This window comes from Nonomuraea sp. NPDC049637 (assembly GCF_040675235.1).
GTDB lineage: Bacteria > Actinomycetota > Actinomycetes > Streptosporangiales > Streptosporangiaceae > Nonomuraea.
The window spans coordinates 117,765-144,754 of the sequence record NZ_JBFAOM010000003.1; the positions used below are offsets into that span (position 1 = coordinate 117,765).

General features: G+C 71.9%; 29 protein-coding genes. 11 read left to right on the forward strand and 18 right to left on the reverse strand.

Annotated elements, in window-relative coordinates; all coding sequences use genetic code 11:
• Window positions 1-308 precede the first annotated feature (308 nt).
• Entirely contained in the window at window positions 309-797 is a 489-nt protein-coding gene (locus AB0J71_RS05255; RefSeq protein ID WP_352322993.1) for a C40 family peptidase, read from the forward strand.
• A gap of 304 nt (window positions 798-1,101) precedes the next feature.
• On the opposite strand, the gene AB0J71_RS05260 is transcribed toward AB0J71_RS05255, so the two are convergent.
• The 3 genes from AB0J71_RS05260 to AB0J71_RS05270 form a co-directional block, all read right to left on the reverse strand.
• Complete coding sequence (locus tag AB0J71_RS05260) at window positions 1,102-1,368, reverse strand: hypothetical protein (protein ID WP_352322992.1); 267 nt, start codon at window positions 1,366-1,368, stop codon at window positions 1,102-1,104.
• Between the two features lie 563 nt (window positions 1,369-1,931).
• Window positions 1,932-2,459: a MarR family transcriptional regulator gene (locus AB0J71_RS05265; RefSeq protein ID WP_364412895.1), complete on the reverse strand. Its 528-nt coding sequence runs from the start codon at window positions 2,457-2,459 to the stop codon at window positions 1,932-1,934.
• Window positions 2,456-3,073, reverse strand: coding sequence for a type 1 glutamine amidotransferase family protein (locus AB0J71_RS05270; RefSeq protein WP_364412898.1), 618 nt, complete (start codon window positions 3,071-3,073; stop codon window positions 2,456-2,458). The genes AB0J71_RS05265 and AB0J71_RS05270 overlap by 4 nt, the downstream gene beginning before the upstream one ends.
• Window positions 3,074-3,134: 61 nt before the next feature.
• Here AB0J71_RS05270 and AB0J71_RS05275 point away from each other — a divergent pair, with 61 nt between their 5' ends.
• Window positions 3,135-4,481: an NERD domain-containing protein gene (locus AB0J71_RS05275; protein WP_364412900.1), complete on the forward strand. Its 1,347-nt coding sequence runs from the start codon at window positions 3,135-3,137 to the stop codon at window positions 4,479-4,481.
• 9 nt (window positions 4,482-4,490) lie between these two features.
• Here the strand turns inward: AB0J71_RS05275 and AB0J71_RS05280 are convergent, their stop codons facing one another.
• Window positions 4,491-7,172 carry a BTAD domain-containing putative transcriptional regulator gene (locus AB0J71_RS05280; RefSeq protein ID WP_352322988.1) on the reverse strand — a complete coding sequence of 894 codons (2,682 nt, stop codon included), beginning with the start codon at window positions 7,170-7,172 and terminating at the stop codon, window positions 4,491-4,493.
• A gap of 115 nt (window positions 7,173-7,287) precedes the next feature.
• On the opposite strand from AB0J71_RS05280, the gene AB0J71_RS05285 reads away from it, so the two are divergent.
• The gene (locus tag AB0J71_RS05285; RefSeq protein ID WP_352322987.1) at window positions 7,288-8,196 is read left to right on the forward strand and encodes a M23 family metallopeptidase; all 909 of its coding nucleotides are present in this window, start codon (window positions 7,288-7,290) and stop codon (window positions 8,194-8,196) included.
• A 6-nt stretch (window positions 8,197-8,202) separates the two neighbouring features.
• On the opposite strand, the gene AB0J71_RS05290 is transcribed toward AB0J71_RS05285, so the two are convergent.
• Window positions 8,203-9,006, reverse strand: a complete 804-nt coding sequence (locus tag AB0J71_RS05290; protein WP_352322986.1) for an FKBP-type peptidyl-prolyl cis-trans isomerase — start codon at window positions 9,004-9,006, stop codon at window positions 8,203-8,205.
• A 107-nt stretch (window positions 9,007-9,113) separates the two neighbouring features.
• On the opposite strand from AB0J71_RS05290, the gene AB0J71_RS05295 reads away from it, so the two are divergent.
• Entirely contained in the window at window positions 9,114-10,160 is a 1,047-nt protein-coding gene (locus tag AB0J71_RS05295; RefSeq protein ID WP_364412903.1) for a DUF2293 domain-containing protein, read from the forward strand.
• A gap of 32 nt (window positions 10,161-10,192) precedes the next feature.
• Window positions 10,193-10,567, forward strand: a complete 375-nt coding sequence (locus AB0J71_RS05300) for an MmcQ/YjbR family DNA-binding protein (RefSeq protein ID WP_352322984.1) — start codon at window positions 10,193-10,195, stop codon at window positions 10,565-10,567.
• Here AB0J71_RS05300 and AB0J71_RS05305 read toward each other — a convergent pair.
• The 8 genes from AB0J71_RS05305 to AB0J71_RS05340 all read right to left on the reverse strand — a co-directional run bounded on the left by AB0J71_RS05305 (window position 10,547) and on the right by AB0J71_RS05340 (window position 18,171).
• The gene (locus AB0J71_RS05305) at window positions 10,547-11,155 is read right to left on the reverse strand and encodes a LysE family translocator (protein WP_364412905.1); all 609 of its coding nucleotides are present in this window, start codon (window positions 11,153-11,155) and stop codon (window positions 10,547-10,549) included. The genes AB0J71_RS05300 and AB0J71_RS05305 overlap by 21 nt on opposite strands.
• Before the next feature lie 192 nt (window positions 11,156-11,347).
• Entirely contained in the window at window positions 11,348-12,547 is a 1,200-nt protein-coding gene (locus AB0J71_RS05310) for a serine hydrolase domain-containing protein (RefSeq protein ID WP_352322982.1), read from the reverse strand.
• Between the two features lie 121 nt (window positions 12,548-12,668).
• Complete coding sequence (gene kynU, locus AB0J71_RS05315) at window positions 12,669-13,865, reverse strand: kynureninase (RefSeq protein WP_364412908.1); 1,197 nt, start codon at window positions 13,863-13,865, stop codon at window positions 12,669-12,671.
• A gap of 12 nt (window positions 13,866-13,877) precedes the next feature.
• Window positions 13,878-14,972 (reverse strand): ABC transporter substrate-binding protein, encoded by a 1,095-nt coding sequence (locus AB0J71_RS05320; RefSeq protein WP_364412911.1) that lies wholly within the window; start codon window positions 14,970-14,972, stop codon window positions 13,878-13,880.
• Window positions 14,973-15,037: 65 nt separating this feature from the next.
• Window positions 15,038-15,553, reverse strand: a complete 516-nt coding sequence (locus tag AB0J71_RS05325; RefSeq protein WP_352322979.1) for a 3-hydroxyanthranilate 3,4-dioxygenase — start codon at window positions 15,551-15,553, stop codon at window positions 15,038-15,040.
• On the reverse strand, window positions 15,550-15,975 hold the full coding sequence (locus AB0J71_RS05330; RefSeq protein ID WP_352322978.1) for a RidA family protein: 426 nt from the start codon (window positions 15,973-15,975) through the stop codon (window positions 15,550-15,552). The genes AB0J71_RS05325 and AB0J71_RS05330 overlap by 4 nt, the downstream gene beginning before the upstream one ends.
• Window positions 15,972-16,769, reverse strand: coding sequence for a fumarylacetoacetate hydrolase family protein (locus AB0J71_RS05335; RefSeq protein ID WP_352322977.1), 798 nt, complete (start codon window positions 16,767-16,769; stop codon window positions 15,972-15,974). The genes AB0J71_RS05330 and AB0J71_RS05335 overlap by 4 nt, the downstream gene beginning before the upstream one ends.
• Entirely contained in the window at window positions 16,762-18,171 is a 1,410-nt protein-coding gene (locus AB0J71_RS05340; protein ID WP_352322976.1) for an aldehyde dehydrogenase family protein, read from the reverse strand. The genes AB0J71_RS05335 and AB0J71_RS05340 overlap by 8 nt, the downstream gene beginning before the upstream one ends.
• Before the next feature lie 258 nt (window positions 18,172-18,429).
• On the opposite strand from AB0J71_RS05340, the gene AB0J71_RS05345 reads away from it, so the two are divergent.
• The 3 genes from AB0J71_RS05345 to AB0J71_RS05355 all read left to right on the forward strand — a co-directional run bounded on the left by AB0J71_RS05345 (window position 18,430) and on the right by AB0J71_RS05355 (window position 20,199).
• A complete protein-coding gene (locus AB0J71_RS05345) occupies window positions 18,430-18,912 on the forward strand; it encodes a VanZ family protein (protein ID WP_352322975.1) in 483 nt (160 codons plus the stop codon).
• A gap of 153 nt (window positions 18,913-19,065) precedes the next feature.
• The gene (locus tag AB0J71_RS05350) at window positions 19,066-19,818 is read left to right on the forward strand and encodes a GntR family transcriptional regulator (protein ID WP_352322974.1); all 753 of its coding nucleotides are present in this window, start codon (window positions 19,066-19,068) and stop codon (window positions 19,816-19,818) included.
• A gap of 138 nt (window positions 19,819-19,956) precedes the next feature.
• Window positions 19,957-20,199, forward strand: coding sequence for a hypothetical protein (locus AB0J71_RS05355; RefSeq protein WP_364412914.1), 243 nt, complete (start codon window positions 19,957-19,959; stop codon window positions 20,197-20,199).
• A gap of 158 nt (window positions 20,200-20,357) precedes the next feature.
• On the opposite strand, the gene AB0J71_RS05360 is transcribed toward AB0J71_RS05355, so the two are convergent.
• Entirely contained in the window at window positions 20,358-21,389 is a 1,032-nt protein-coding gene (locus AB0J71_RS05360) for a hypothetical protein (protein WP_364412917.1), read from the reverse strand.
• Between the two features lie 147 nt (window positions 21,390-21,536).
• Between AB0J71_RS05360 and AB0J71_RS05365 the strand changes: the two genes are divergently transcribed.
• On the forward strand, window positions 21,537-22,058 hold the full coding sequence (locus AB0J71_RS05365) for a gamma carbonic anhydrase family protein (RefSeq protein ID WP_364412920.1): 522 nt from the start codon (window positions 21,537-21,539) through the stop codon (window positions 22,056-22,058).
• Here AB0J71_RS05365 and AB0J71_RS05370 read toward each other — a convergent pair.
• A complete protein-coding gene (locus AB0J71_RS05370) occupies window positions 22,030-22,905 on the reverse strand; it encodes a hypothetical protein (RefSeq protein WP_352327376.1) in 876 nt (291 codons plus the stop codon). The two genes, AB0J71_RS05365 and AB0J71_RS05370, sit on opposite strands and share 29 nt — an antisense overlap.
• Window positions 22,906-22,979: 74 nt before the next feature.
• Between AB0J71_RS05370 and AB0J71_RS05375 the strand changes: the two genes are divergently transcribed.
• Together AB0J71_RS05375 and AB0J71_RS05380 are read left to right on the forward strand one after the other, a co-directional pair.
• Entirely contained in the window at window positions 22,980-24,308 is a 1,329-nt protein-coding gene (locus tag AB0J71_RS05375; protein ID WP_364413135.1) for a hypothetical protein, read from the forward strand.
• 214 nt (window positions 24,309-24,522) lie between these two features.
• Entirely contained in the window at window positions 24,523-24,684 is a 162-nt protein-coding gene (locus tag AB0J71_RS05380) for a hypothetical protein (protein WP_020540796.1), read from the forward strand.
• A 119-nt stretch (window positions 24,685-24,803) separates the two neighbouring features.
• Here the strand turns inward: AB0J71_RS05380 and AB0J71_RS05385 are convergent, their stop codons facing one another.
• From AB0J71_RS05385 to AB0J71_RS05395, 3 genes are read right to left on the reverse strand one after another with little or no spacing between them, the layout of a single operon-like run.
• Complete coding sequence (locus AB0J71_RS05385; protein WP_352327377.1) at window positions 24,804-25,085, reverse strand: metal-sensitive transcriptional regulator; 282 nt, start codon at window positions 25,083-25,085, stop codon at window positions 24,804-24,806.
• A gap of 29 nt (window positions 25,086-25,114) precedes the next feature.
• A complete protein-coding gene (locus AB0J71_RS05390) occupies window positions 25,115-26,182 on the reverse strand; it encodes a glycosyltransferase (protein WP_352327378.1) in 1,068 nt (355 codons plus the stop codon).
• Entirely contained in the window at window positions 26,179-26,973 is a 795-nt protein-coding gene (locus tag AB0J71_RS05395) for a hypothetical protein (RefSeq protein WP_352327379.1), read from the reverse strand. Before AB0J71_RS05395 ends, AB0J71_RS05390 begins: the two co-directional genes overlap by 4 nt.
• Window positions 26,974-26,990: the final 17 nt, after the last annotated feature.

Consider the following 26,990-nt stretch of genomic DNA (forward strand, 5'->3'; position numbering starts at 1 on the left):
ATCTCGTGGGGCCGCGGCGGGCCGCAAGGAAAATATGCTAAGGCAAAGTCAAGTACCCGCACTTATTCCTTGGCCGTCGATCGGGCGAAAGACATCCCGAAATGCCCCGAAATAGTGTGACTCGTCGGGCACGGCAGGTTGTTTTATCCCCATACTCCCGGAGCAGGTAATCGGGAGAAGTCGCTTGAAACGCCGTGCCGTACCGGTGGCGCGGCCGGGCACGCGGGGGTGCCGAATATGCCATGAACGGACTACTGCGATTGTTGGCGATTGCATTGGCGCACACCATTGTGTGCGTTTCCCATTCGATGCCCGCGCAGGGCGCCACGGGCTGCCATCCGCACGGGTGCCGCGCGCAGGCTCCGGCCGTCCGGTCGGCGGCGGGCTCGATCGCGCTGCGGGCGGCGATAGAGATGATCGGCGTCCCGTACTCGTGGGGCGGCGGCGGTCCTGGCGGCCCCGGATTCGGCATCGGCAAAGGGGCCAGGACCTGGGGATTCGACTGCTCGGGCCTGACCGAGTACGCGTGGGCGCGGGCCGGCGTGGCCATCGGGACGACGACGTACGAGCAGTGGCGCTCCGGGATCCGGATACCGCGGGAGGAGATCCAGCCCGGTGACCTGGTGTTCTACGACAGCGACGTCGCCACCCCCGGCCCCGAGCACGTGGCGCTCGCGGTGGACGGCACGCAGATCGTGCACGCGCCCTTCAGCGGCGAATTCGTCCGGCTCGACGCGCTGGAACGGCCGCGCTTCCTGGGCGTCGTACGCCCGAGCCCGGGCCGTTCCGACGCCTAGGCCGAGCCCGCCGAACCGATATCGCTGAGCCGAATTCGCCGAGCTGATTTCGCCGGCCGGGCCCGCGGAGCCGGGTGCGCCTACGCGTGAGCCCCGCGGCCCAGGTCGTCCTGCAGTGATCGACCTGGGCCGCGAGGCGTTCAGAGCTCGGTGCGCACCAAGCCCGTGCCGTGGCCTCGCGAAATGCCACGGCCCGTACTTTCGGTCCACCTCAAGGCACCAGGAAGGCGACCTTGGCCGGGCGGATCCGCGATATCTCCTGCGGGCCGCCGATCGTCTTCCTGCCTACGCCACGCGAGGAGGCTCAGTTGTTGTCGCCGTACTTGTCCTGGTTGTTGAGGACGTTGGCCTCGATGTCGTTCAGGTGCAGCAGGGTGAGGATGTCGATGTACTTGATGGAGTCGTTGGCGACATCGTTCAGCGCCGTCAGGTCGTCGAGGATGCTCAGCTGGCTCAGGATGCTCTGCCCGTTGTTGTACGGGTTGGGGCCGACGTCCGCGGACGCGGCGGAGGCGGAGAAGCCGAGAGCGGTGACCGCGATAGCTGCACCGGCCAGAATGCGACGGATCATGTTTGCTTTCCTCCATGGATCGGCGCTGAATTTGTGCGCCATGGTCGTTTGTGCAGGGCTGTGAGGTGCCGCAAATAACCATCGCGGCAGGCAGCGAAAATCGCAACTCGGAAAGCCCTAACGAAGGTCAAGGGGACGCCTCGATTTCTTGGCACTCGGTTTCCGCGCTCATCGACGGGGCACTGCATATATCCCGGTCCGGCTGCCCGGCGAACGGGATTCTTTTGGCCTTCCGGCGGCGATGTTGGGGCGTTCGTGCCCTGCCGTTCAGGCAACGATCACCCGAAACTTGAGGAACGACCTACGACGCCGGGTCCGAGTTCGGCGAATGTGGAGACCAGGTGAGTGGTTATCCAGGTGATCGCCTCGGAGCGGCTGTTCCGCTATTACCGGTACGGCGGTCGCGCCAGCTGTCCCGCTGACCTGCAAGAACGCCCCCGACCCAAAACCGCCCCCTCCCCGTCGAAGGACAGGAAGGGGGCGGGACGCGAGGAAGCGGGGACAGGGCCGCGCACCGCCGCGCGGGGACGGGCGCACGAGGCGGTCAGGTGGTCGAGGGCGGGTCAGGGGGTGATCAGGTGATCCAGGGCGGCGGTCAGGCGGTGGAGGGCGGTCAGGGATTCGCGGGCGGCGTCGAGGCCGAGCACGTCCACCAGGCGGTCGGCGAACTCGCGGTGGCCCGGGACGATCCCGGCGATCGCCTCGCGGCCCGCCTCCGTCGGCTGCAGGAGCTTGGCCCGCCGGTGCGCGGGATTGGGCCGGTATTCGGCCAGGCCCCGCTCCACCAGCAGGTCCGCGATCCGCTGCACACCCTGGCGGGTCATGCCCATCACCCGGGCGATCCCCGCCACGGGCAGCGGCTCCCCCAGGACGGCGCCCAGCACCTGCCACCAGGCCGCCGTCATGCCCGCCGGCTTGGCCAGCTCCTCCGCCACGTGCAGGAACTGGCCGTTGAGCCGGAACGACGCCAGAGCCAGCCCGGACAACAACTCGGCCGCCGCACTCTCACCGCCGTCACCGCTCCCGCTCCCGCCGGCGCTCCCGTCGCGGCGGGCAGGGGGGTTCTCGGGGACGGGGCCGCCGGGGGTCATGCGGCCATCAGCACCTCGAACGCCGCGGCGTCGCTCTCGCCGAACAGGCGGTACCAGGCGTCGAGGACGTCGGGCCGGTAGACGTCGAGCCGGCGGAAGATCTCCCGGGCGAAGGCGACGGGCTCGGTGGGGCCGGCGGTGACGAGGTCGCCGTCGAGCACGGCGTCCGTCTCCTGGTAGCGGCCGGCTCCGGCGTAGCCCGGCTGGGCCCCCAGGTACGGCAGCGCCGCGCTGGTGTGGCCGCGGTCGTCGAGCAGGCCCTCGCGGGCGAGGCCGGCCGTGGCGCCGCAGATGGCCGCCACCGGCACCCCGGCCTCCAGGAACTCGCGCGCCTTGCGGGCGAACGGCGCCAGCTCGTCACCCGCGTCCCACAGGTCGGCCCCCGGCAGGATGAGCAGCGAGCTGCCCTCGGGCGTGAGCCGGTCGAGCGCCAGGCCCGGGGTGACCCGCAGGCCGCCCATGCTGACGACGGGCTCGCCGGTCAGGCCGACGTTGACGATCTCGTACGCCCCCGGCTCGCGCTGGAAGCGCTCGCTGCGCAGATGGGCGGTCGCGTGCCCGGTCTCCCAGTCGGCGAAGGTGTCGTAGACGGCGTGGTGAATGATTCCCTTCATGACAACATACTGTCATTTCGACAGCATGTTGTCAACGGAGAACCGTGGGAGGATGTGGGCCATGGCACAGATCGTCGGCGGAGGACGGCCGGTCAACGACGCCGAACGGCGCGTGATCTCCTACTTGCGCGACCACGCGCCCGCCGACTGGCTGCTGCTGCACAACGTCGAGGTCCCGCGCGGCGACGACGTGTTCGAGGTCGACCTGCTCGTGCTGACCGCCCACTCGCTCGTGGTCGTCGACGTCAAGGGCACCCGCGGCCGCATCGAGGTGTCCGGCACCCGCTGGTACCCGCCGCGCCGGGAGGCGTTCGGCTCTCCGGTGACCAAGCTGCGGGGCACGGCCAAGGCGCTCAAGGGCCTGCTGGTGTCCAGGGCCACCCAGCTCGAACGCGTCTACGTCGACAGCCTGGTCGTGCTCACCTCGCCCGACGCCGAGCTGGTCGACCAGGCCGGCCGCGACGCCCCCAACGTCACCGACCTGCCCGGCCTGGTGGCCACGCTGGGCGACGTCTCGCGGGTCAGGCGGGGGTGCAGCCCCGACGTGCGGCCCTACCTGACGGCGGTGCTCGACGCGCTCAACCACACCGTGCGCCGCAGCACCGCGCCGCCCAGGTTCGGCAACTGGGAGGTCGAGGAGCAGCTCGGCGGCGACGCCAAGGTCACCGAGTACCGCGCCTTCAACGCCACGCTGCCGGGCAGCGAGACCGTGCTGCTGCGGGTCTACCAGGCCGACCCGCTGGCCGACCACGAGGCGCGGGCCGCCGAGCGCCAGCGCATCGCCAACGCCTACCAGTCGCTGGCCCGCATCCCGCCCCATCCGTGCGTCGTGCGCTCGCGCGACTTCTTCGCCATCGACGACGAGAGCCGGTTCGTGCTGGTGCTCGACGACGTCCACGGCGAGGCGCTGCACCTGTCGCTGGGCAAGGGGGCCCGGCTGGGCGTGATCCAGGACCTGCTGCGCGGGCTCGCGCACGCGCACGCCAACGGCGTCGTCCACCGGGCGCTGACACCCGGGTGCGTGCTGGTGACCGACGACGGGCACGCGGTGCTGACCGGCTTCGACTACGCCAAGCCGGGGCCGCGCAACTACACCGTGGCCCACGAGCTGGGCAACGTGCTCGACGCCCACTACGTGGCGCCCGAGTGCCAGGAGCGTCCCGACCGGATGACCACCGCGTCCGACGTCTACGCGGCGGGGGCCATCGCCTACCAGCTGCTCACCGGGCAGCTCCCGACCAGCTCCGACGCCCACGGTCCCGACGTCCCCGACGTCGTGCGCCGGATGCTCGACCACTCCCCGGCCAAACGGCCGAGCGCCGCCGAGGCGCTCGACGCGCTGCAGGACGTGCCGTTGCAGCAGTCGCGGCTGCGGCGGCTGGTCCGCCGCCTGGTCTCCGGCCCCTGACGTCCTCTCTCAGACCGGCAGGCTGCGGCGCAGGGCGCTGGCGTGCCTGAGGTAGTCGAGGGCCAGGCCGGTGCGCCCGGCCGAGCGGTGCAGCTCGCCGAGCAGCTGGGTGGCCGACGCCTCGCCGCTGCGGTCGCCGAGCTCCTGGAAGACCTCCAGTGAGCGTTCGAGGCCGGTCGAGGCGCGGGTCAGGTCGCCGCGCGCCGCCTGGAGGCCCGCGAGGCTCTGCAGCGCGTACGCCCCGCAGTGGCGGTCGCCGAGTGACTCGAAGATCTCCAGGGCGTGCCGGTGGAACGACATCGCCTGGTGCAGCCGGCCCATCTGGAGGCACACGCAGCCCTCCCGGTGGGCGTCCCCGAGCTCCTGGGCCAGCCGCATGGCCTCGCCCAGCGACTCCGCCGCCTGGACGAGGTCGCCCGAGGTCAGGCAGGCCCGGCCGATGGCCTGCCGGGCGAACGCCTCACCGTGCCGATCCTCCGAGGCGACGAACATGGCCAGCGCCCGGCGCAGGTGCGCGAGCGACTGGAGGTGCCGGCCGCGGAACTGGTTCACGGCGCCGAGCCCGCAGACCGAGGTCGCCTCGGCCCTGACGTCTCCTATTTCGTGAAATATCTGGCGGGAGAGGGTGAAGCCCTCGGCGGACTCCTCGTACCGGTCCTGGTAGAGGCTGACCTGGGCCAGGCCCCTGAGCATGGCGGCCTCGCCGTACCGGTCGCCGGCGGCGCGGGCGGCGGCCAGGGCGGCGGTGTGCGTACGGCGCCAGGTGCCGAGGTGGCAGTGCAGGTCGAGGTAGGGCACCATGGCGGCGGCCAGCCCCCAGGCCGACTCGGCCAGGCCCAGCTCGGCCGCCAGGTCCACGGCTCCGGCCAGCGCCTCGTGCTCCGACTCGAACCAGGTGATCGGGTCGGCGGTGAGCCGGTCGAGCGTGCGCGCGGGCAGCCGCCACCTGGCCGCCCTGGCCGCGGTCAGGCTGAAGACGGTGGTGGGCAGGCGGGCCATGGCGTGCTCGGTGGTGGCCGTCCAGGCCGCCAGCACCCGGGCCAGCGCCCCGCGGTCGGGGCCGCGGTCGCGGGCGTGCCTGCCGACGAGGTCGGGCACGCGGTAGCGCGGCTGGCCCACGTCGTCGGTGCCGACCGGGTCCAGCAGGTGGGCGTCCACGAGCAGGTCGGTGACGTCGTGCGCGCCGTGCCGGCCGAGTGCCGCGTCCACCACCCAGCCCGGCTGGGCCCCGGCGGCGGGCCCGAGGACGCCGAGCGTGCTCAGCGTACGGGCGGCCTCCGCCGGCAGCCTGCGGTACCCGGCGTCGAGGCAGGCCCGCACCTCCTTCAGCTCGGCCAGCCAGTCCTCTTCGAGCCGCTCGCGCAGCACCGACAACGACCAGCCGGGCCGGGCCGCCAGCCGGGCCCCGGCGGCCCTGACCGCCAGGGGCGACCCGCCGCACAGCGTGACGACGGCCAGGGCGTCGGCCGGTTCGCGGGCCACCCGACCGGCCCCGGCGACGCCGCCGAGCAGCGCCAGCGACTCCTCCGGCGACAGCTCGCCGAGCTCGACGCGCAGCGCGCCGGGCAGCTCGGTGATCCGCCGCCTGCTGGTCACGATCACGGCGCTGTCGTTGCCGGGGAGCAGCGGGCGTACCTGGGCGGCGTCGCGGGCGTCGTCCAGCAGGACCAGCATCGGGCGTTCGGCCAGCAGCGACCGCAGCAGCGCCGACCGCTCGCCGGGCGTCGGCGGCGCGCCGGTCACCCCGAGCGCCCGCAACGCCTCGGCCAGCAGCTCGCCCGGCGCCCTGCCGCCCAGCTCCAGGTAGAGCTGCCCGGCGGGGAAGGCCGGGCGCAGGCGATGGGCGGCGTGCACGGCCAGGGCCGACTTCCCCACGCCGGGCGGGCCGGAGATCACCGCGACCGAGAACGTCCCGGCCAGCGCGGCCAGGGGCGCGGCCCGGCCGATGAAGTCCGGCAGGTCGGGCGGGAGCTGCCGGGGCACGGCCGGCGCCGCCCGGCCCTCGTCGGCCAGGATCAGCTCGTACGCCCCGCGCAGCTCGGCCCCCGGCTCGACGCCGAGCTCGTCCACGAGCTGGTCGCGGACCGCCGCGTACGTGCGCAGGGCCTCGGCCTTGCGGCCCCCGCGGTGCAGGGCGAGCAGCAGCCGGCCCCACAGGTCCTCCCGGTAGGGGTGCTCGACCAGCAGGCCGCGCAGCTCGTCGGCGGCGCCGTCGTGGTCGCCGGCCTTGAGGCGCCGCTCGATCAGCGACTCGGCGGCCCGCAGCCGCAGCCGGTGGAGGTGCTCGATCCGGCGGTCCCACACCGGGCTGCCCGGCAGGTCGCTCAGCGGCGCGCCGCGCCAGAGCGCGAGGGCCTCGCCGTACTCGCCGCGCCGCGTCAGCTCCTCGAACAGGCGCAGGTCGAGCGCGCCGTCGGCGACGTCGATCGTGTAGCCGGCCCCGGCGGCGCGCAGGCCGACCGGGCCGAGCTGGGACCGCAGCGAGCTGACGTAGGTGCGCACGTTGGCCAGCGCCGAACGCGGCGGCCGCCCCGGCCAGAGCACCTCGGCGAGCCGGTCGGCGCCGACCACCTGCCCCGCCTCCAGCAACAACGTGGCCAGCAGCATGCGGGGTTTGCCGCCGGAGATCCGTAGGGGGCGGCCGGCGGAGCGGATCTCCAGCGGGCCGAGGACGTGGAAGGTGACCGTCATGACAGCATCAGCCCCTTTACGGGAGATCTGACAGCTCTTTGTATCGGTTCTGGATGATTCTTGTGCGGCCAATGCGGACTCTGGTGTCACAGATCCCACTGGAAAGGATCACCCCATGAAGCTCAGCCGATCAATGGTCGCCGGCCTGGCTTTGTTACTCGGCCTCGGTACGACGACCCCCGCCTTCGCCGACCCGGAGCCGGAGTCCGCCCAGGCGCAGCTCCTCGCGACGAACTTCCAGATGCCGTTCCCCTGCGGCCAGACCTGGACCGGCAACTCCAGCGCGAGCAGCGCCCACCAGTCGTGGGAGATCGACTTCAACAGGGGCAGCACCGCCGACGCCGACCTCGGCGACCCGGTCGTGGCCGCCGCCTCGGGAACGGTGGCGATCTCGGCGCACCAGGGCTCGACCAACGGCTACGGCAACCTCGTCAAGATCGACCACGGCGGCGGCTGGTCCACCTATTACGCCCACCTGAACACCCGGCTGGTCAGCGCCGGCCAGTCGGTCTCGCAGGGCCAGCAGATCGGCACGGTCGGCAACACCAGCAAGCCGGGCAACAACATCAGCCCCCACCTGCACTACGAGGTGCGGCTGGGCACCAGCTACCCGTCGAACATCCAGAAGGCCGTCTTCAACGGCGTCACCTTCGGCTACCCGGTGCAGACGCTGAGCTCCAAGAACTGCGGCGGGTCCAGCAACCCGTACACGCCGCAGGAAGCCTGCGGCGCCGGCTACGACGTGATCGACTCGGCCGGGCTCGGCACCGACGGGACCGTCTACCTGCTCTACAACGGCTCCAACGGCAACAACTGCGTGGTCACCATGAAGGCGAAGTCGCTCGGCACGGCGACCGCGACGACCGCCTACCTGGAGGTGCAGGGCAGTACCAGGAAGACCGACTCCGGCAACTACGGCTACTACGCCGGTCCGGTCTACGCCGCCGCCGCGAACACGTGCGTCAAGTGGGGCGGCAAGGCCGGCGCCTCGGCCTACGACAGCCCGTTCGAGCACTGCGGCTGAGGCGGCTCAGGCCGGCGTGATCGTGTCGAGGACGTCGATCACGTACAGCATGGGCCTGTCCCCCGGGGACCCCACGGCCAGCCGGCTGCCGACCCGGCTGCCGACCAGCGCCTCCAGCCAGGCGGGCGGCACCGAGCCGGGCCTGAGCGTGAAGGCGCTGGGACCGCCCTTCCGGTAGGAGGAGTCCACCACCGTGCGGGACGGCCAGGACGCGGCCACGTACTGGATGACCACTTTGGAACCCGCCGTGACGTCCCGTCCCGAACCGTCGATGAGGGTCCGGGGCGGGGAGTCCGGCCGCAGGTCGGGCGGGATCGCCGGCAGGGCCCGCCCGACGAGCCGCGCGTCGGGCGGGTAGCCGCCGAGAATGTCGAAGACCACCACCAGCGTGTCGGCCGGCGAGACGCCGGTCAGCGGCACGTTCGGGCCCATGGCCTCCGACGCCGGGCTGACCAGCATCACCCGGCTGCCGGCCGGCCTGCCGATGAGCGAGGCCCGCCAGGTCTCGGAGACCTGCCTGCCGTCGAAGACGACCGTGGTGGGCTGGTTGCCGTCGTAGGTGCTGAGATACGGCTGGTTGCCCGACCATCGCCGGATGTCCACGTCGGCGAGCACGACGTCCCCCGGGACCGTACGCCGGCCGTTGCCCATGGAGAGCACCGTGATCCGCGGCGTGCGCCCCGGCTTCCCCCGAGGTATGGCGACGACGGGCTTGCTGCCGAACGCGCCCGTCACGACGGGCTGCGAGCCGTCCTCGGCGACGCCACACGAGGTGGCCAGCATGAGTACGGCAGGCCAGAGCAGGCGCACGATTTCCCCCAAGATGCCAGATCCGAAGGGGTTACTTGCCGCAATAGCCAAAAGGAAAGCTGCGGGTCTCGCCATCTCACGACAAAGGGCGCGGGAGACTGGACCGCGTGAGCAAGCCCAACCTGGCCCGCAGGGTCGCAGAAGCAGCCGAGATCGCGTTGACCACCCGTCACTACGTGACGTTCATCGACGTCGTGACGGGGTTGCGCTGGCTGCGGTCCCGGCACGTGGACCTCTGGCGGCAGGGCCGCGCCGGCACGCTGGCCGAGCTGGCCGCGGTCGACGAGGAGCGGCTGCTCGTCACGGCCGGGCTGCTGCGGGAATGGGCCCTGGCCAAGGGGCTGCGGCCGGTGGAGACGCCGTACGTGGCCGGCACCCGCGACCGGCGCGACCTGCGTTTCACCTCCGGCCACGGGCAGGACGCCTTCCGCGTCCACTGGCTCTCGCCCGACCTGAGCGAGGCCCGGGTGCGGCGGCTCACCGAGCGGCAGAGCAAGGCCCCCGACCTGGTGGCGGTGGTCTCGGAGGACCCATGGACGTGCGCGTCCTGCGGCGACACCGGACCGTACCTGATCATGGAGGACGACCGGCCCCACTGCCTGAGCTGCGCCGACCTGGACCACCTGGTGTTCCTGCCGGCGGGGAACGCGGCGCTCAGCCGGCGGGCCAAGCAGGAGAGCGGGCTGTCGGCGGTGGTCGTCCGGTACAACCGGCGGCGCAAGGTCTACCAGCGCCAGGGCGTGCTGGTCGAGGAGGGCGCGCTGGCCGCGGCCGAGGAGCGCTGCCTGGCCGACGAGGACGCGCGGCTGCGCCGCCGCGAGCGCGACCAGGTGCGCAGGGCCGAGCAGGACGTCGCCTTCCAGGCGGCGATGGCGGCCGAGATCGCCCGGCTGTTCCCTGGCTGCCCGGCCGAGCGGGCCCGCGAGATCGCCGAGCACGCCGGCCGGCGCGGCAGCGGCCGGGTGGGCCGGACGGCGGCGGCCAGGGCGCTCGACGAGAACGCCATCACGCTGGCGGTGATCGCGTCGGTCCGGCACCTCGACACCGACTACGACCGCCTGCTCATGTCGGGCGTCCCCCGGATGGAGGCCAGGGACCGGATCAGGGACGCCATCGAGGCCAGGCTCACGGAGTTCCGGCGACCGCCGCGGTGACCGCGCGGGGCCGCCTTCGGTACCGTCCATACATGGACGACTGGCACACCGTACGTGCGGAACTGCGGGCCTTCGCGCTGGGGCTGCCCGAGACCCACGAGGACCATCCGTGGGGCGAGACGGTCATCAAGGTCAACAAGAAGGTCTTCCTGTTCCTCGGCCTGGACGAGCAGACGGAGAAGTGGGCCCCGACGTTCGGCGTGAAGCTGCTGTCGGAGGCGCACGGCCACGCGCTGACCGTCGAGGGCGCGGCCCCCAGCGGGTACGGCCTGGGCAGGGCCGGCTGGGTGACCGTGCCGTTCCTGTCGGCGCTGCCCGAGACCGACGTGCTGCTCGACTGGGTCGAGGAGAGCTACCGGACCATCGCCCCGAAACGGGCGGTCAAGCTACTGGACGGCCAGCCGTAGCGCGAAGGCGACCAGCAGCACGCCGGTCACCCGCTCGACCCTGGCCCGCACCCGCGGCCTGCGCAGCAGCGCGCTCACCCGGTCGATGATCACGTTGTAGAGGCTGAACCAGAGCACGTAGAGCACGGCGATGATCCCGGACAGCAGCAGGGCCCGTCCAAGGGTGTCGCCGTGGCCGGGCAGGAACTGCGGCAGCCAGGTCACGAAGAGCAGCAGCACCTTGGGGTTGAGCAGGTTCGACAGCAGCCCCCTGCGCACGTGCACGAGCGGCGAGCCGGTCGGGGGCGCGGCGCCCTCCACGGCCTTGGCCCGGTTCCGGCTCGACAGCAGGGCGTGCACCCCGAGCCAGAGCAGGTAGCAGATGCCGAGGGCGCGCACCACGGTGAAGGCGGTGGGCGAGGCGGCCAGCAGCGCCGACAGGCCGACCGCGGCGGCCGCGGCGTGCACGGACAGGCCCAGCAGGCCGCCGAGCATGGTCAGCAGGCCGGCCCCGCGGCCGTGGGCGAGGGAGTTGCGCATGATCAGGGCCGCGTCGGGGCCGGGGATCATGATCATGATCAGCGTCGTGACCGCGAAGGTCAGCAGCATGGCGGGGGTCTCCCGGAGCTGGGGGCGCGCTCCCGCCCGACCCGCCGGGTGTGCGGAGGTCGCACGGTCACGCGGGCGAACATCGTCAGTGCCTTGTGGGCAGAGGTCATGATATCTGGATCAGTTCGCCGAAACACGCCAGGAGAGGCGATAAGGGACCTCTGTGACCAAAGCCACCATGAGGCCCCTGACCTACTTCGCGAAGGCCGCCAGTGCGATGCCGAGGCCGCGTTCGTTCTGGCCCTGGGCCTTGGCGTCGGTGGAGTTGACCGAGAAGACCACGACGCGGCTCAGGTCCTGGGTGGCGCCGATGCCGGCGGAGCTGCCGTAGCGGGCGCCGGTCTTGCCGTACGCGACGATGCCGCCGGGCAGCGTCAGCTCGGTCAGCCCCGAGGTGTAGTGGGCCGGCTCGCCGTCGGTGCCGTACATGGTCACCTTCGGCACCGCGAACATCGGCTTCAGCTGCTCGGCGGGCACGAGTTCGCCACCGAACAGCGCCTTGGTGAACTTCTCCAGGTCGGCGGTGGTGGTGATGAGGTCGCCCGAGGCCCAGGTGGAGGTGACCTCCATCTCGGTGACGTCCACGACGTACGCGCCGCCGTAGGGGAAGGAGTCGGGGAAGCCCTTGGGGACGACCTGGTAACCCTGGTTGTGCCGACCGTGGATCTTGACGGACCTGCCGGGGAAGTAGCTCTGGTTCATGCCGAGCGGGCGCAGGATCCGGGCGCCGACCTCCTGCTCGTACGACCTGCCGGTGACCTTCTCGATCACCAGGCCCTCGACGAAGGTGTTGATGTTGAGGTAGTGCTGCCTGGTCCCGGGGGTGAACTCGATCGGGTTGAGCACGGCCTGGCGGACGTACTCCCGCGGGGTGATCGTCTTGAAGCGGTCGGCGTAGACCCGCTCGAAGCCGCCCTCCGACTTCGGCGCGGGCAGGCCGCTGGTGTGGTTGAGCACCTGGGCCAGCTTGACCGGCGGGTAGTCGGCGGGCAGCAGCCCCGGCAAGTAGTCCTGGACCGTGCGGTCGAGGGAGACCCTGCCCTCGGCCACGAGCTGGAGCACCACCGCCGTGGTCAGCACCTTGGTCACGCTGCCCGCCCGGAACCTGGCCCCCTCCCTGGCCGGGTGCTTCCCGCGCAGATCGGTGACGCCGGAGACGCCGTGCCAGGAGCCGGCCGAGCCGCTGACCCTGACCTCGGCCGCGGTGGCGTCGGCCGCGGGCAGCCCGGCGATGCTCTTCCGCAGCGCCGCCTCGTTGATCGGCGGCACCTGGACGGCGTCGGCGGCGCTGTGGGCGCCCACCTCCGCATGGGCGAGGGCGGGGGCGCCCACGGTCAGGGCGGACAGAGCGGACAGGGCCAGGACGGCGGCGGCCAGACGGGTGCGCTTCATGGGGATCTCTCCAGGTCACATCGGCTTTCGATGGGACAATCCTGGCCGGGGCCCCCTGGCGGCGGATCGCCGACGACAGCGATGTTCCAGCTCGCTCCCAGGAGGGAGAGGACTCGCCCGATCAGGTGACCGCGAGCCGCCGGGCGTACCGCTCGTCCCGCCACAGCTCCTTGTCCAGCACCTCCAGCAGCGTGGTGGCCGCGTCGTGGACGTCGGCGTAGCCGATGTAGAGCGGCGCGAAGCCGAACCTCAGGACGTCGGGCGCGCGGAAGTCGCCGTGCACCCCCCGGTCGATGAGGGCCCGCATGACCGGGTAGCCGTCGGGGTGGTGGAAGCAGACCTGGCTGCCGCGCGCGTCCGGCTCGGCGGGCGAGACCAGCTTGAGCGCGTCGCCGACCAGGTCAACGAAGAGCGAGGTCAGGGCGACGCTCTTGGCCCGGACCTGCGCCATCGGCACCCGCTCCCAGATGTCCAGCGCCGCCTCCAGCGCGGCGAAGGACACCACGTGCGGCGTGCTGACCGCGAAGCGCCGGATGCCCTCGGCCGGGCGGTAGCCGGTCTCGAAGGCGAACGGCTCGGCGTGGCCGTGCCAGCCGGACAGCACGTTCTCGGCGGTGGCGTGGTGGCGCGGGTTGACGTAGAGGAAGGCGGGCGCGCCGGGTCCGGCGTTGAGGTACTTGTACGTGCACCCGACCGCGAAGTCGGCCTGCGACACGTCCACCTCCATGGCGCCCACGCTGTGGCACACGTCCCAGACCATGAGCGCCCCGGCCGCCTGGACCTGGGCGGTCACCGAGGGTACATGCCGCCGGGCGCCGGTGCGGTAGTCCACCTCCGACAGCAGCACCACGGCCGCGTCGTCGAAGCGGCCCTCGGCGTAGTCGCGCACCTCGTAGTCGCCGAGCAGCCGGGCCAGGCCCTGGGCGATGTAGTGGTCGGTGGGGAAGTTCCGCGGGTCGGAGACGATCACCTTGCGGCCGGGGCGCAGCCGTACGGCGGCGGCCAGCGCCTGGTAGGCGGCGATCGTGGTGGTGTTGCCCACGACGACCTGGCCGGGGCCGGCCCCGATCAGCGGCGCGAGCCGGTCGCCGGCGGTCAGCGGCTGGTCGTACCAGCCGGCCGCGTTCCAGCCGCCGACCAGCTGGCCGCCCCACTCGTCCTCGACCGTGCGGCGCACCCGTTCCGCGGCGCGGCGGGGCATCGCGCCGAGCGAGTTGCCCACGAGGTAGACGACCCCCTCGGGCAGGACGAACTCGTCCCTGAACGGCCGCAGCGGATCGTCGGCGTCGAGGGCGAGGCAGGCGTCGCGGTCCAGCACCGGTTGTGCTCCTTACGAGGGCGAGATGGTGGCGATTATCCGGTTTACACCATTCTGGTACTGGCGGACGTACCAGTTCTGCACCGGATTGTGCGCCGAGTCCAGGCGGAGCGACCCCCGCGGGCCGTCCAGCTCCCGCACCCCGGCCAGCGCCCTCGTCAGGTCGCCGCCCGCGGCCGCCGCCCGGTCGATCAGCCGCATCGCGTCCCAGCTCTGCAGCGCGACCGCGGACGGGTTCCGCCCGGTACGCGCCCGCCACCCCGCCACGAACGCGGCGTTGGCCGGGTTCCGCAGCGCGGGCGACCAGAGCCCGACGCTGACCATGCCCTCGGCGTCCCGGCCGACCGCGCGCAGGACGTCCTCGTCGGCCAGGTTCTGGCAGGCCAGCAGCTTGATCCTGGCATCGTAGCCGAACCGCCTGAACGCCTTGACGAACGCGACCGCCTCCCCGCCCGCGTAGAAGGCGTACAGAAGCCGCGCCTCGCGCGGTATGCGCGCCAGGTACGGCTCCAGGTCGGCCTGCCCGCCGAACGGCGTCAGGATGCGCTTGAGCGGCCCGGCGCCGTATCCCTCGGCGAAGCCGGTCAGGGTCTCGGCGCCCGCGGAGTAGTCGGGGGCCATGAGCACCACGTCCTGGCCGGCGTAGTGCTCGGCGGCGTACCGGCCGGCCGCGTAGCCGTGGGCGCGGTTGGTGTAGGACACCCGGAAGACGCCGGGCCCGCCGAGCTGGTCGGCGCCCGCGTTCGCGATCACCACCGGGGTGCCGGCCGCCTCCTTGACCACCGAGACGGCCACCGGCGAGGCGAGCAGGCCGGTGAGCACGTCGGCCCCGCCGTCGATCAGCTTCCTGGCCTGCTCCGCGCCGATCTCCGGGCTGCCGGCGTCGTCGGCCACGACCAGCCGGGCCGGCCGGCCGCCGAGCAGGCCGTGGTGGTCGTCCAGGTAGAGCCGCATGGCGGTCTCCATGTCGTCGCCGAGGGTGGCGTACACGCCGGTCTGCGAGATGATCGCGCCGACCCGTACGGGCTCGTCCTCCGCGGCGAGGGGCACCGAGCCGCCGCAGCCGGCGACCATCAGCGCGACCAGCCCCAGCACGGCAACGCGCATGGGAGCCCCCTTCAGCCCTCGCCCGACGCCCCGGGCACGCGCGGCGCGCGGGCGTCGGTGGCCAGCTAGCCCTTGCCGGGGTGCAGCGCGCCGCACCGGTCACACGTGCGGGCCTTCTCGTCGCCGTAGAACGCCTCGAAGACCGGCGGCAGGTCCTTGACGATGTCGCGCACCTGGAGCTCGACCTCGTGGACCTTGGCGCCGCACTCCGCGCAGTACCACTGGAACTTCTCCAGCTCGCCCTCGGGCCTGATGCGCTCCACCACCAGCCCGACGGACCCGGCCTCCGGGCGCTGCGGCGAGTGCGGCATGCGCGCCGGCAGCAGCCACATCTGCCCCTCCCTGACGTGCACGGTCTCCGGGCCGTTCTCGGTCACCACGTTGACGTGCATGTTGCCGCGCACCTGGTAGAACAGCTCCTCGTACGGATCGACGTGGAAGTCGGTCCTGGAGTTGGGCCCGCCGACCACCATCACGATGAAGTCGCCGGCCCCCTCGAAGACCACCTTGTTGCCGACCGGCGGCTTGAGCAGGTGGGCGTGCTCGTCGATCCACTTGGTGAAGTCAATGGGGGGAATCATGGTCGCTCCTGTGGATGGTAGGCGACGGCCTGCATCTCGATGAGCAGGTGCGGGTGCGGGAGCTGGTGCACCGCCACCGTGGTCCTGGTCGGACCGTCCTCGTCGAAGAATTCGGCGTACACCTCGTTGTAGCCCTTGAAGTCGTTCATGTTTACCAGGTACGTGGTGATCTGTACGAGATCCGCGAGCGAGCCTCCGGCGGCCATGAGCAGGTCGCCGATGTTCTCGATGACCGCCCGCGTCTGGGCGCGGATGTCCAGGTCGGTGACGCCGAACCGGTCGGCGCGGGCGCCCGCGAAGCTGCCGTCGGGCCTGCGGGAGCTGGTGCCGGAGACGTACAGGAAGTCGCCCGCGCGCTTGACGTGCGGGAACCGCCCCCGGGGCACGGCCTTGCCGGGGACGCGGATGGCCTCGCGGCTCACGTGCCGAACACCGCCCGCACCGATCCGAGCCCCTCGATCCTGGCCTCGAACACGTTCCCCGCCTCGACCGGCACGACCGGGCCGAGCGCGCCGGTCAGGACGACGTCCCCGGCGCGCAGCGGGTGGCCGGTGGCGGCCAGCGCGCCGGCCAGCCAGAGGGCGGCGTTCAGCGGGTTGCCCATGCACGCGGCTCCGGACCCGGCCGAGACCTCCTCGCCGTCGCGGGTCATGGTCATCGCCGCCGCGCCGAGGTCGAGGTCGGTCAGCCGCTTCGGCGTGGCGCCGAGCACGTACGCGCCGGAGGAGGCGTTGTCGGCGACCGTGTCGGTGATCGTGATGTCCCAGTCGGCGATGCGCGAGTCGGCGATCTCGATGGCGGGCAGCGCGAACTCCACCGCCCTGAGCACGTCCACCAGCGTGAACGGCCCCTCGGTCAGGTCCTTGCCGAACACCAGCGCGACCTCGGCCTCGGCGCGCGGCTGCAGAAACCGCTCCGCCTTGATGGGCCGGCCGTCGAGCTCGGCCATGTCGGCGAAGAGCATGCCGTGGTCGGGGTGGTCGATGCCGAACTTCCGCTGCAGCAACGGGTTGGTGGCGCCGATCTTCCGGCCGACCGGCCGCCGGCCCTCCGCCAGCGCCCGCCGGGTGTTGATCTCCTGCACTTCGTAGGCGTCGGCCACCGTGGTGATGAGGTCCCTGAGCGGCGCGCAGGGCTTGCCGGTACGCGCGGCCTCGACCAGCCGCTCGGCGGCCTGTCCCCGGGTGTCGACGGCCAGGGACCATTCGTCATGCATCGGGTTGCTCCAGTTTGATGGTGATCGTGGTGGGCTCGGAGTAGAAGTCGAGCGACTGCGTGCCGCCCTCCCTGCCGATGCCCGACAGCTTCACGCCGCCGAACGGGGTGCGCAGGTCGCGCAGGTACCAGGTGTTGACCCAGACCAGCCCCGCCTCCAGGCGCTGGGCCACGCGATGGGCGCGGTCGAGGTTGGTGGTCCAGAGGGTGGCGGCCAGGCCGTACTCGCTGCCGTTGGCCAGGTCGATCGCCTCGGCCTCGCTGTCGAAAGGAGCCACGTGGCACACGGGACCGAAGATCTCCTCTCGATTGAAACGGGACCACTCCGACAACCCTGTCATTACCGTCGGTTCCACGAAATATCCGGAATCGCGGTGGTCGCCGAACGTCGGGACGCCGCCTCCCGCGAGCACCTTGGCCCCCTCCGAGCGGGCCAGGGCGTAGTAGGACAGCACCTTCTCCCGGTGCCCGGCCGAGATCATCGGCTGGAGCTCGACCTCCTGGGCGCGCGCCGCCAGCCGGCCGCAGAAGTCCTCGAAGATCGTGCGCTCGACGTAGAGCCGCTCGGTGCACAGGCACACCTGGCCGCCGTTGGTGAAGACCGACTTCACCGTGCCCTCGACGGCCCGGCCCAGGTCGCAGTCCTCGAAGACCAGGCCGGCGTTCTTGCCGCCCAGCTCGAACGAGATCGGCTTGACCCGGTCGGCGGCGGTCTTCATGATCTGCGTCCCGGTCGCGGTCGAGCCGGTGAACGTCACGCCGTCCACGCCCGGGTGCTCGACGAGGAGCTGGCCCGCCGGGCCGTGCCCGAAGATGATGTTGACCACGCCCGGGGGCAGGCCGGCCTCGGCGCAGATCTCGGCGAAGACCGCGGCCGAGCCGGGCGTGTGCTCCGACGGCTTGACGACCACGGTGTTGCCGGCGACGAGGGCGGGGGCCAGCTTCCACGTCATGAGCAGGAACGGCAGGTTCCACGGCACGATCACGGCGACCACGCCGAGCGGCCTGCGCACGGTGTAGCTGAGCACGCCGGCGAGGTGGAAGGCGTCGTCGGGGCGCTGGGAGGCGATCTCGGCGAACGCGCGGAAGTTCGCGATGCCGCGCGGCACGTCGAGCGTGCGGGTCTGGCCGAGCGGCTTGCCGGTGTCGGCGATCTCGGCCGTGACGAGGTCGTCGAAGCGGACCTCGATGCCCTCGGCGAGGCGGCGCAGCCATCCGGCCCGCTCGGCCACCGGCAGCCCCGCCCAGTCGCGCGCCGCCTCCCTGGCCGCGCGCACCGCCCGGTCGACCACCTCCGGGTCGGCCTCGTGCACCTGCCTGATCACCCCGCCCGTCACCGGGTCGTGGACCGGGAACGCATGGCCAGCCGCCACCGGCAGCCCGCCGATGAAATGGGTCAGCACAGCAGCCTCCTCTAGCCTCACTCCCGGTATAGATCGTCGGGCGACGCTGAGACAACAGTCCGGCGGGGGCGGGAACCGCGCCGGCCCGTCAGGCCCCGGTGGTGGCGGTGACAGTGAGCCACCCCTCAGCCGGGCCCTGGCGGACCTGTCCGTACAGACACCTTCCGGTACCCCTCGGCCGCCCAGGATGATGACCAAATGGCGCGCACATGGGAATTGTGGGGAAATATCATTATCGCTGGGGTTTTAGCGCTTCCCGTGGCCGTCCTGGCGATCATCCTGCTCGCCCGCCGCCGGGCCCGCGCCGGGCATCCGGCGCCGCTGCGCACCTCGCTCGCCGACGTCGGCGTCGTCGTCGGGACCGCGCCGTGGGTGTGGATGATCCTCACGCCGTCCACCGGCCGGGCGGGCGTCGGTCTCGTCCCGTTCATGGACCTCGCCGATCTCGCCGGGGCCCCGTGGGAGACGGTCGCGGTGCAGGTCGGGGGCAATCTGCTGGTGTTCGCCGCGCTGGGCGCCCTGCTGCCCGTACGGACCGCCGCCATGGCCTCCTACGGCCGGGTTGCGGCCGTCGCGGCGGCCTTTTCGGTCACGGTCGAGTTCCTCCAGTACGCCCTGAGACTGGGCCGGTTCTCCTCCGTGGACGACGTGATCATGAACACCGCGGGCGCGGTGCTCGCCGCCTCGGTTACTCGCCGCTGGTGGGCCCCCCGGATAGCGGCCGGGACCGTTCCACGGTAACGGTCTGCATAAACGTCCTCGCATTCATCACACAGGCACGATCAGCTCAAAAGAAGCTCGGGACCAACCTCTGTATCTGTGCGATCGTGGACAAGACGGGGCAAGTTCTCTGGAGACGCCACAACCTGGTTGGTGACAGAGGGTGATCGAAACGTGTCTGAATCCCCGGTACCCCACGAGCCCCCTATTTATCGCCGCATCGCCGACGGCCTCCGCGCCCGGATCCTGTCCGGCGAACTGCGCGACGGGGACCGCCTACCGGGCGAGAACGCGCTCATGGCCGACTACGCAGTCGCACGCGCCACCGCCAGGCAGGCGCTTGCCGTACTGATCAACGAAGGGCTGGCGGTGCCCAAACGAGGTTCGGGGGTCTACGTGCGCCTGTTCAAACCGATCCGCAGACACGGCTCGCGCCGCCTGTCACGAGAGCAGTGGGGTCAGGGCCGTGCCATCTGGGACGCCGACACCCGTGGCCGTCCCTTCACCGTGGACCAGGTGGAGGTGGTGCTGGAGCGGGCGTCGGAGGAGGTGGCGGGCGTCCTGGAGAGCGGCGAGGTATGGGTGCGTCGGCGCCGCTACTCCGTGGACGGGCGGCCCGTGCAGCTGGCGACCTCCTCCTTCCCCGCCCGCCTGGTCCAGGGCAGCGCCATCACCCTGCCCGACACCGGGCCGGGCGGCGTCTACGCCAGACTCGGCGACCTGGGCCTGCCCCCGGCCCACTTCACCGAGGAGGTGCGGGCCCGCATGCCCGGCCCCCGCGAGACCGGGCTGCTCGACCTGCCCGGCGGAACCCCCGTCATCGTCATCGCCCGCACCGCGTACACGGCGGGCGGCAGACCCGTCGAGCTCAACGAGATGGTCCTGGACTCGGCGGCATACGTACTCCAGTACGACTTCGACGCCTAGTTCAACCCGATCTGTCAAGCGATAGGTTGACCTGTCCATCACGATCATTGATTTCTCTAGAGAGGTCCCTCATCTTCTAAGGAGATGGAACCGTTCAGGAGATGGAACCTTCGCCTGGGGCCCGGGAGAGGTGCGCGGATGTCCGTTGACCCGCATCTTGCCGAGATCGCCCGGGAGTACCCCAGGTGGACCATCTGGCGGAGCGACGCGGGCCGCTGGTGGGCCACGCGGCACCATCCGCTCGACGCGGCGCAGCGCGCGGCCGGATGTGCGATGACCATCGACGCGGACGACCCGGACGGCCTGCGCGACCAGCTCCGGGACCAGGAGGAACGGACCGGCCGGCAGCCCCGCTGGTGGGCCGGCCCCGCTCCTCCCTGACTGCGGGCCGTGGAGCGTTCCGCGGCTCGCACGCGAGCAGCCCGGTGCCGGGTCCAGCGTCTCGGCGGCCCCGGCACCGGGCCCCCAACGGGGCCACGAACGCGGAAGTCTCCGACCCTATCGGGGGCGGGGGCTTCCGCTCCCCGCCCCTTCACCCGCTAGCTGTGGTACTCGCCCAGCCGCAGGATGTGCACGTCGGTGTCGTCGGAGACGCCCTCCCTCGGCTTCTCCTCGTCCTCCTCGACGATGACCCGCACGTCGTCCTGCACGGACTGCTGCGGGGCCGGCGCGGCCTCGATGGCGGGCTCCGGCGCGGGCGCCGGGACGGCCGCCGGCTGCTGGGCGGCGACCGGCGCGGGCGGCAGCGCCGACTCCGGCACGAGCTGCCCGGCCGCCGCCTCGGTGCGCATGAGGTCGCCGAGCACCGAGCCGATCTCGGTCAGCCGCCGCACGACCTCGGTGTGGGTGTTGGTCAGGTACTCCACCCGGCGCCCTGCGTGCTCGTCGAGCGTGGCCGTGCGCTGACGCGCCGCCGCCAGCATCGACTCGGCCTCCGCGTGCGCCCCCGCCACCAGCTGCTCGGCCTGCGCGTGGGCGGCCGCCATCATGCGCTCCGCCTCGGCCTGCGCCCCGCCGACCAGCCGCTCGGCCTCGGCGTGCGCGTCGCGCAGCAGGCCCTCGGCCTCGCTGCGGGCCGACCCGAGCTGCTCCTCGGCGTCCGCGCCGGCCTGGGCCAGCATGCGCTCGGCCGCCTGCGTGGCCTCGGCCACCCGCCGCTCGGCCTCCGCCTGCGCCGAGGTCAGCATCTTGTCGGACGTCTCGCGCGACGTCGTCACCAGCCGCTCGGCCTCGGCCCTGGCGCTCTCCCGCACGGCGGTCGCCTCGGCCTCCGCGTCGGCGCGCTTGGCCGCGGCCTCCTCCTCGCCCAGCTTCAGGATCTGCGCGAGCCTCGGGCTGAGGTCCTCGTAGCTCTGGGGCGCCTCGACCATCCGCCGCCTGGCCTCCGCCAGCTCGACCCGGCCCTGCTCCGCCTGGTCGATCGCCCGCGCCAGCCGCTCTTCCAGATCCCGGATCTGGTTCCGGGTACGGATCATGTAGTCGTGCACCTGACGGCGGTTGTAGCCGCGCATCACGACTTCGAAGGTGTCCTCTTGCATCAGATCGGGAATGCTCTCGTGCTGGTTTGTCATGGGGGTTACCTAAGGGTTTGCGTGAGGCGGGGGAAAACTGCGGGTTGTGAGGGTCTGACGACGAGACGTCAGGAAACGACTTTCCTGCCATCTGCCCACGTCCGCAACCGGAACGCCACACCTGGGGCGGGAATTACGATTGGACGAATGTACATAGCAGCGTTGGACGACGGGGCAGTGCCGGACCTCCACCCGGAGGCGTACATCGCGCCCGGCGCCGTCGTGGTCGGAAGTGTGCGGGTGGGCCGGGCCTCCAGCATCTGGTACGGCTCCGTCCTCCGCGGGGACGACGAGCGGATCGAGATCGGCGAGGAGTGCAACGTACAGGATCTGTGCTGCCTGCACGCCGACGCCGGCCAGCCGGCGATCCTGGAGGACCGGGTCAGCCTGGGCCACAAGGCCATGGTCCACGGCGCGCACGTCGAGACCGGCGCGCTGGTCGGCATCGGCGCGATCGTGCTCGGCGGCGCCCGGGTGGGCGCGGGCACGCTGGTCGCCGCGGGAGCGCTGGTGGGGCCGGGCAAGAAGATCCCGTCCGGGGTGCTGGTCGCCGGCGTGCCCGGCAGGATCGTGCGCGAGCTCACCGACGACGACCGGGCCTCCTTCGCCCGCACGCCGGACAACTACATGGCCAAGGCGGTCAGGCACCGGCAGGCGTCAGCAGTTTGATCAGGACCTGGTCCGACACCGAGGCGGTGTTGAGCGGGTCGGCGTACTCCGGCAGCTCGGGGCGGAGGAAGCGGACGAAGTCGACGGTCAGCTTGAGGTCGGGCACCCCCTTGATCTGCTTGGCGTTGGCCTTGGCGGCGTCCTTCTTCAGCGCGCCGTAGCTGTCCCAGTCGGTGTAGGCGGTGACACCCCATTGCAGCACCTCGGGCAGGTTCGAGGGCCAGCGTCTGGCCACCTTCCAGGCGCCGCCGTCCTCCTTGTAGAGCGCGACGGCGACCCGGCCGAGCCTGGCCAGGACGAGGTCCACCCAGCCGTCCTTGACCGCCATCTCCAGCGGCTTGGAGCTGCCGTCCTGGGTGAACTTGGCCTCCACCTGCCCGGCCGCGTCGGCGGTGCCGGTGGTGACGGACATCCACGCGGGCTTGTCGTACGTGCCGGGCTGGCGGGCCATGAGCCCGCCGAGCGAGAACTTGCGCGCGGGCCTGCCGCCCTTCTTGCCGGTGACCTTGACCCGGGCGTGCATGACGATGTCCCCGGCCAGTTCCTGGTAGACGAAGGGGCCGCGGAAGCCGTCGTACCAGGTGGAGGTCTTCGGCTCCAGGTAGAGTGCGCCCTTGGCGGTCTTGTTCACGTCGAGCTTGGCGATCCTGTCGACGTCCTTCTCGGTGTCGCTCAGCTTGCTCCACACGGCCAGCTCCGCGGCGTCGGCGAACTCGCTGGAGGCCGATCCGACCTCGCCGCCGGGCGCGGGCGCCTGGGCGTTCTGGACGGTGAGCACGCCGGGACCGGTGGGAGTGGGCGCCGCGGCGGTCCCGCAGCCGCTCACCACACCCGCCACTGCCAACATCCCTGCCACCTTTGCCCTCATAGCGGACATTCTGCCGTGAAATGCCGACGGGTGCCGTCGGGCGGCCCAGTACGATGACGGCCGTGCGCCCCTGGGATGCGTTCACCTCGGCAGAGGCGGAGGTCCGCGCGATGGTCGCGGACCCGCGCTGGCAGGGCCTGTCCGTGCCCGACCGCGCGCACGTCCTGGCGGCCAGGGTCCTGGTGACCCAGGACGGCGACCGCTGGCTCTACGGCGCGTACGCGCGCTGGCACCTGCACGACCCCGGCGACGGCCGCTGGCACCCCGCGCCGCCGCCCAGGGGCGAACGGGCGCGCAAGGTGGGGCACGCCACGGCCGCGCTGCCGGACCAGGTGGTGCCCACCGGGCCCGACTTCACCGCCGAGCCCGGCTCGACCCAGGCGTTCATCGGCCCCGACGTGCTGCCGGTGGTGACCGAGCAGATCGCGGAGATGGTCCGCGGCGCCGGGCGCAAGTCGGAGCTAGACTACCCGCTGACCGCCTTCGGGGAGATCTTCGCCGCCGACGTGCCGAGCACGGTCGCCGCCGTCTGGGGGACGATCATGTGGTGCGCGTACGCGCCGGCCTTCGACGGCAACGAACGCCTGATCACCCTGTTCGGCGAGTACCTGCGCCGCTCGCTGCCCGGCGACGAATGGGTGCGCTGGCTGCCCGCGCCGCCGCTGCTCGACCTGGTCACGCTGGTGTCCGAGCGCACCCGCGCCGGCCGTCCGCGGGCCGCGCTCCGGCTGGCCGCGCTGATCGCCGACACCGCCCAGGTGCTGCTGTCCGACATCCGGTTCAGGCCGCGGGCGCTGGCGCTGCTCACGATGGTGGAGCCGGTGCTGCGCCGGCCCGGCCGCGACGACGCCACGGCCGCGCGGGGCGACGACGCCGTGCGCCGGGCCTGGCTCGACCGCTGCCCGCCGCGGCTGACCCTGGCCCTGCTGCCCGAGACCGATCCCGACGCGTACTTCGCCCACTCGGTGTACGACCTGGTCGAGGCGCTGGGCTTCGTGAAGGACGCGTCCGGGGCGGCGGCGGCGTACCTGGCCGACCTGTCGGACTCCAGGAGGATGTTGCCCGAGCGGCTGAACCACCGGTTGCGGCGGGCGTACGTGGAGTTGGAGCGTGCCGGGCTGACGGGCACGTCGGCCGCCGAGCGCACCGAGCCGGAGGGCTTCGCCGTGCGTCCGGGCGGGGCGCCCGTGCCGCAGCCGGCGGTGGTGACGCCGCCCGACCGGGAGAGCAAGGCGGCCGTGCTGGGCGCCGCGTACGCCACCTGCCTGGCGTGGGGCCGGCTGACCGGCGCCAAGGTGCCGCAGCACGGCCTGGCCGGCCAGAGCGCGCTGGTCCGTGAGCTGATCCACGAACGCGACGACCACCACATCGGCCACCCGTAACGCGCTATTACCGCTATTTCACCCTTACTCCGCCTATATCCCTCTATCACTTCAGTCACCGGGCAATTCGCTGAATTGTGATCTCGACTTCGGGAAATGATCCCTGTGGGGCCCCCGTGACGCCGAAAGGAATGACTCCGATGGGCCATGTCGCCGGAAGGGCCCTCGCCGTAACCTCGTAGAGGGTGTGGGCTGCGGAAGGAAGGACGACGCGGTGGGGCACGACGACCTGGACTCTCGGGTCCACGACCGTGTCGCGTTGGACGAGATTGCGCTCTACGCCGAGGTGCTCACGGCCGTGGCTGTCAGCGAGCGGCGGCTGACCTTGGACGAACTCGACGACGCGCTCGGATTGCGGACTTCGGCGAGTCGCTGAAGACCATCGAAAATTACCTGTCCCGGGCTCCTGTGGGGTCCGGGACAGTGGTTCCCGGCTATTACAGGTAACTAGTCAATCGAGGGTGTGCCTCTCCTACGTATGGAGGAGGCGACCCCCTACGACTTGACCAGGCGGGCGATGGCGGCCGACGCCTCCTTCACCTTCGCCTCGGCCTCCGGGCCGCCCGTGTTGATCGCGTCGGCGACGCAGTGGGAGATGTGCTCCTCCAGCAGCCCGAGCGCCACGGCCTGAAGGGCCCGCGTGGCCGCGGAGACCTGGGTGAGCACGTCGATGCAGTAGGCATCGTCGTCGACCATGCGCTGCAGGCCCCTGATCTGGCCCTCGATTCGCCGGAGGCGCGTCAGATATGCCTGCTTGTCTCCGCTGTACCCATGCATGCTTCTACGGTACCCGTAACCCGTATGAGCTAGCGGAGATCTGACAGCAGCTTCTCCCACTGTTCGGCGACTTCCTCGGCCGAATGACGGACGGCGGTGTCGAGGGCTCCGGCCGCGAGCGAGCGCCGGCGGCGCTCGTCGTCGATGAGCGCGAGCAGCGCGCCCGCGAAGTGCTGCGCCTCGCTCTCGCTCTCGGGCACCAGCACGCCGTTGTAGCCGGTCGCCACGAACTCCCTGGGCCCCCGGGCGCCCTCGAAGGCCACCACCGGCACCCCGCACCCCATGGCCTCCAGCACGGTCATGCCCAGGTCTTCGCTGCGGGAGGGGTTGGCCACGATCGACGCCTTGGCGAACTCCCCCGCCAGGTCGGGCGTGACGCCCATGAAGTAGACGTGGTTGTGCAGGTCGAGCTCGTTCACCAGCGACCGCAGCCGCCGCTCCTCCGGGCCGCCGCCGTAGAGCCGCAGCCGCCAGTCGGGACGCTTGTCCGCCACGATCGCGAACGCCCTGATCAGCCGGTCGTACGCCTTGACCGACACCCACCGGCCCCCGGCCGCCACGATCCGGTTGTCCATCCGCGACCGCGGCCACGGGCCGCCCGGCAGCGCGTCCGGCACGGAGTGGACGGCGGACCCGTCGCCGAGCAGCCTGCCCCACTCCTCCTGGGCCGACTCCGTGGCCGTCACGACGGCGTCGAGGCGCGGATAGAGCCGCTGCACCGGCCCGGGGACGGCGGGCCGCCCCCACTCCCTGGCGATCTTGATGGTTTCACGTGGAGCATGCCGCGCCACCTGGACGCCGATGCCCGGCCGGGTGGTGATCAGCACGTCGGACCTGAGCCCGCGCAGCAGCCGCCAGAGCGCCATCTCGGTGCGCATCTGGCCGCGCGGCAGCAGGTGGCGCACCCCCGGACGGGCGTCGACCAGGCTGCGCATGGCCACCTTGGAGCCGACGGGGAAGAACGGCTTCTCCTTCTGCCGCCGGACGCTGATGACCTCGACCTCGTGCCGCTCGGACAGGGCGGTGGCGAGGTTGAGCGTCGCGCGCACGTCGCCGCGCATGCCGTACGCCGAGGCGAGGACCAGGCTGACCTTCATCCGCCCACCTCGATGCGCAGCTCGTCGTCGGCGGTGTAACAGGGCCGGACGGGCACGCCGTCGATCTCGGCCGAGGGATAGTGCAGCCGTCTTCGTTTGCCGTCGACGTCGTCGAGCCAGGCGCCGAGCCGCAGCGGCGTGGGCACGCCCTCGACCTCCAGCGCGGGCTCCCAGGTGCCGGCCGTGTCGGGGTCGGCCTCGACCACGTTCACCAGCGACACCGCCGCGTGGAAGCGCACCCCCTGGACGGTGGCGTTGGCCGACACCCGTTCCCTGGTCGGCCTGCGGTCGAGGGTGAGCGTGGCCTCGCGGCGCGCGTCGTCGTCCTCCAGCCCGGTGTACGCCAGCAGCCCCGTCACCTCGAACCGGCCCTCCCTGAACCAGATCGCCCGCACCTCGGCCACCGGCGCGGCGTCGGCTATCTTCAGGGCCAGAAACCCGTTCCGCGTCCGGTACGACCGGTAGGCCAGCGTCCGCCGGCACAGCGCGTACGCGTCGAGGTGGTCGAGCGAGAACCCCGGGTCGACGCTGCGCAGCCTGCTGCGGCTGCCCTCGTGCCGCAGGTAGGCGTCCCAGCGGCCGGCGGTCAGCTCCAGCGGCGCCAGCGAGACGGCCAGCGTGGCCTCCCGCGTCCGGCTTCCGGTGCGGCCCAGGCGCACGTCGCGCTCGACCCCCGTGGCGCGATGGCGCAGCACGAGCTCGGTGCCGTCACGCAGGGGCTCATCGATGGCGAGTCGCAGGGAGAGCACGTCGGCCAGGGTGACTTCGGCGTCCGTGACCACGACGCGCATCACTAGCCCCCTCCCCG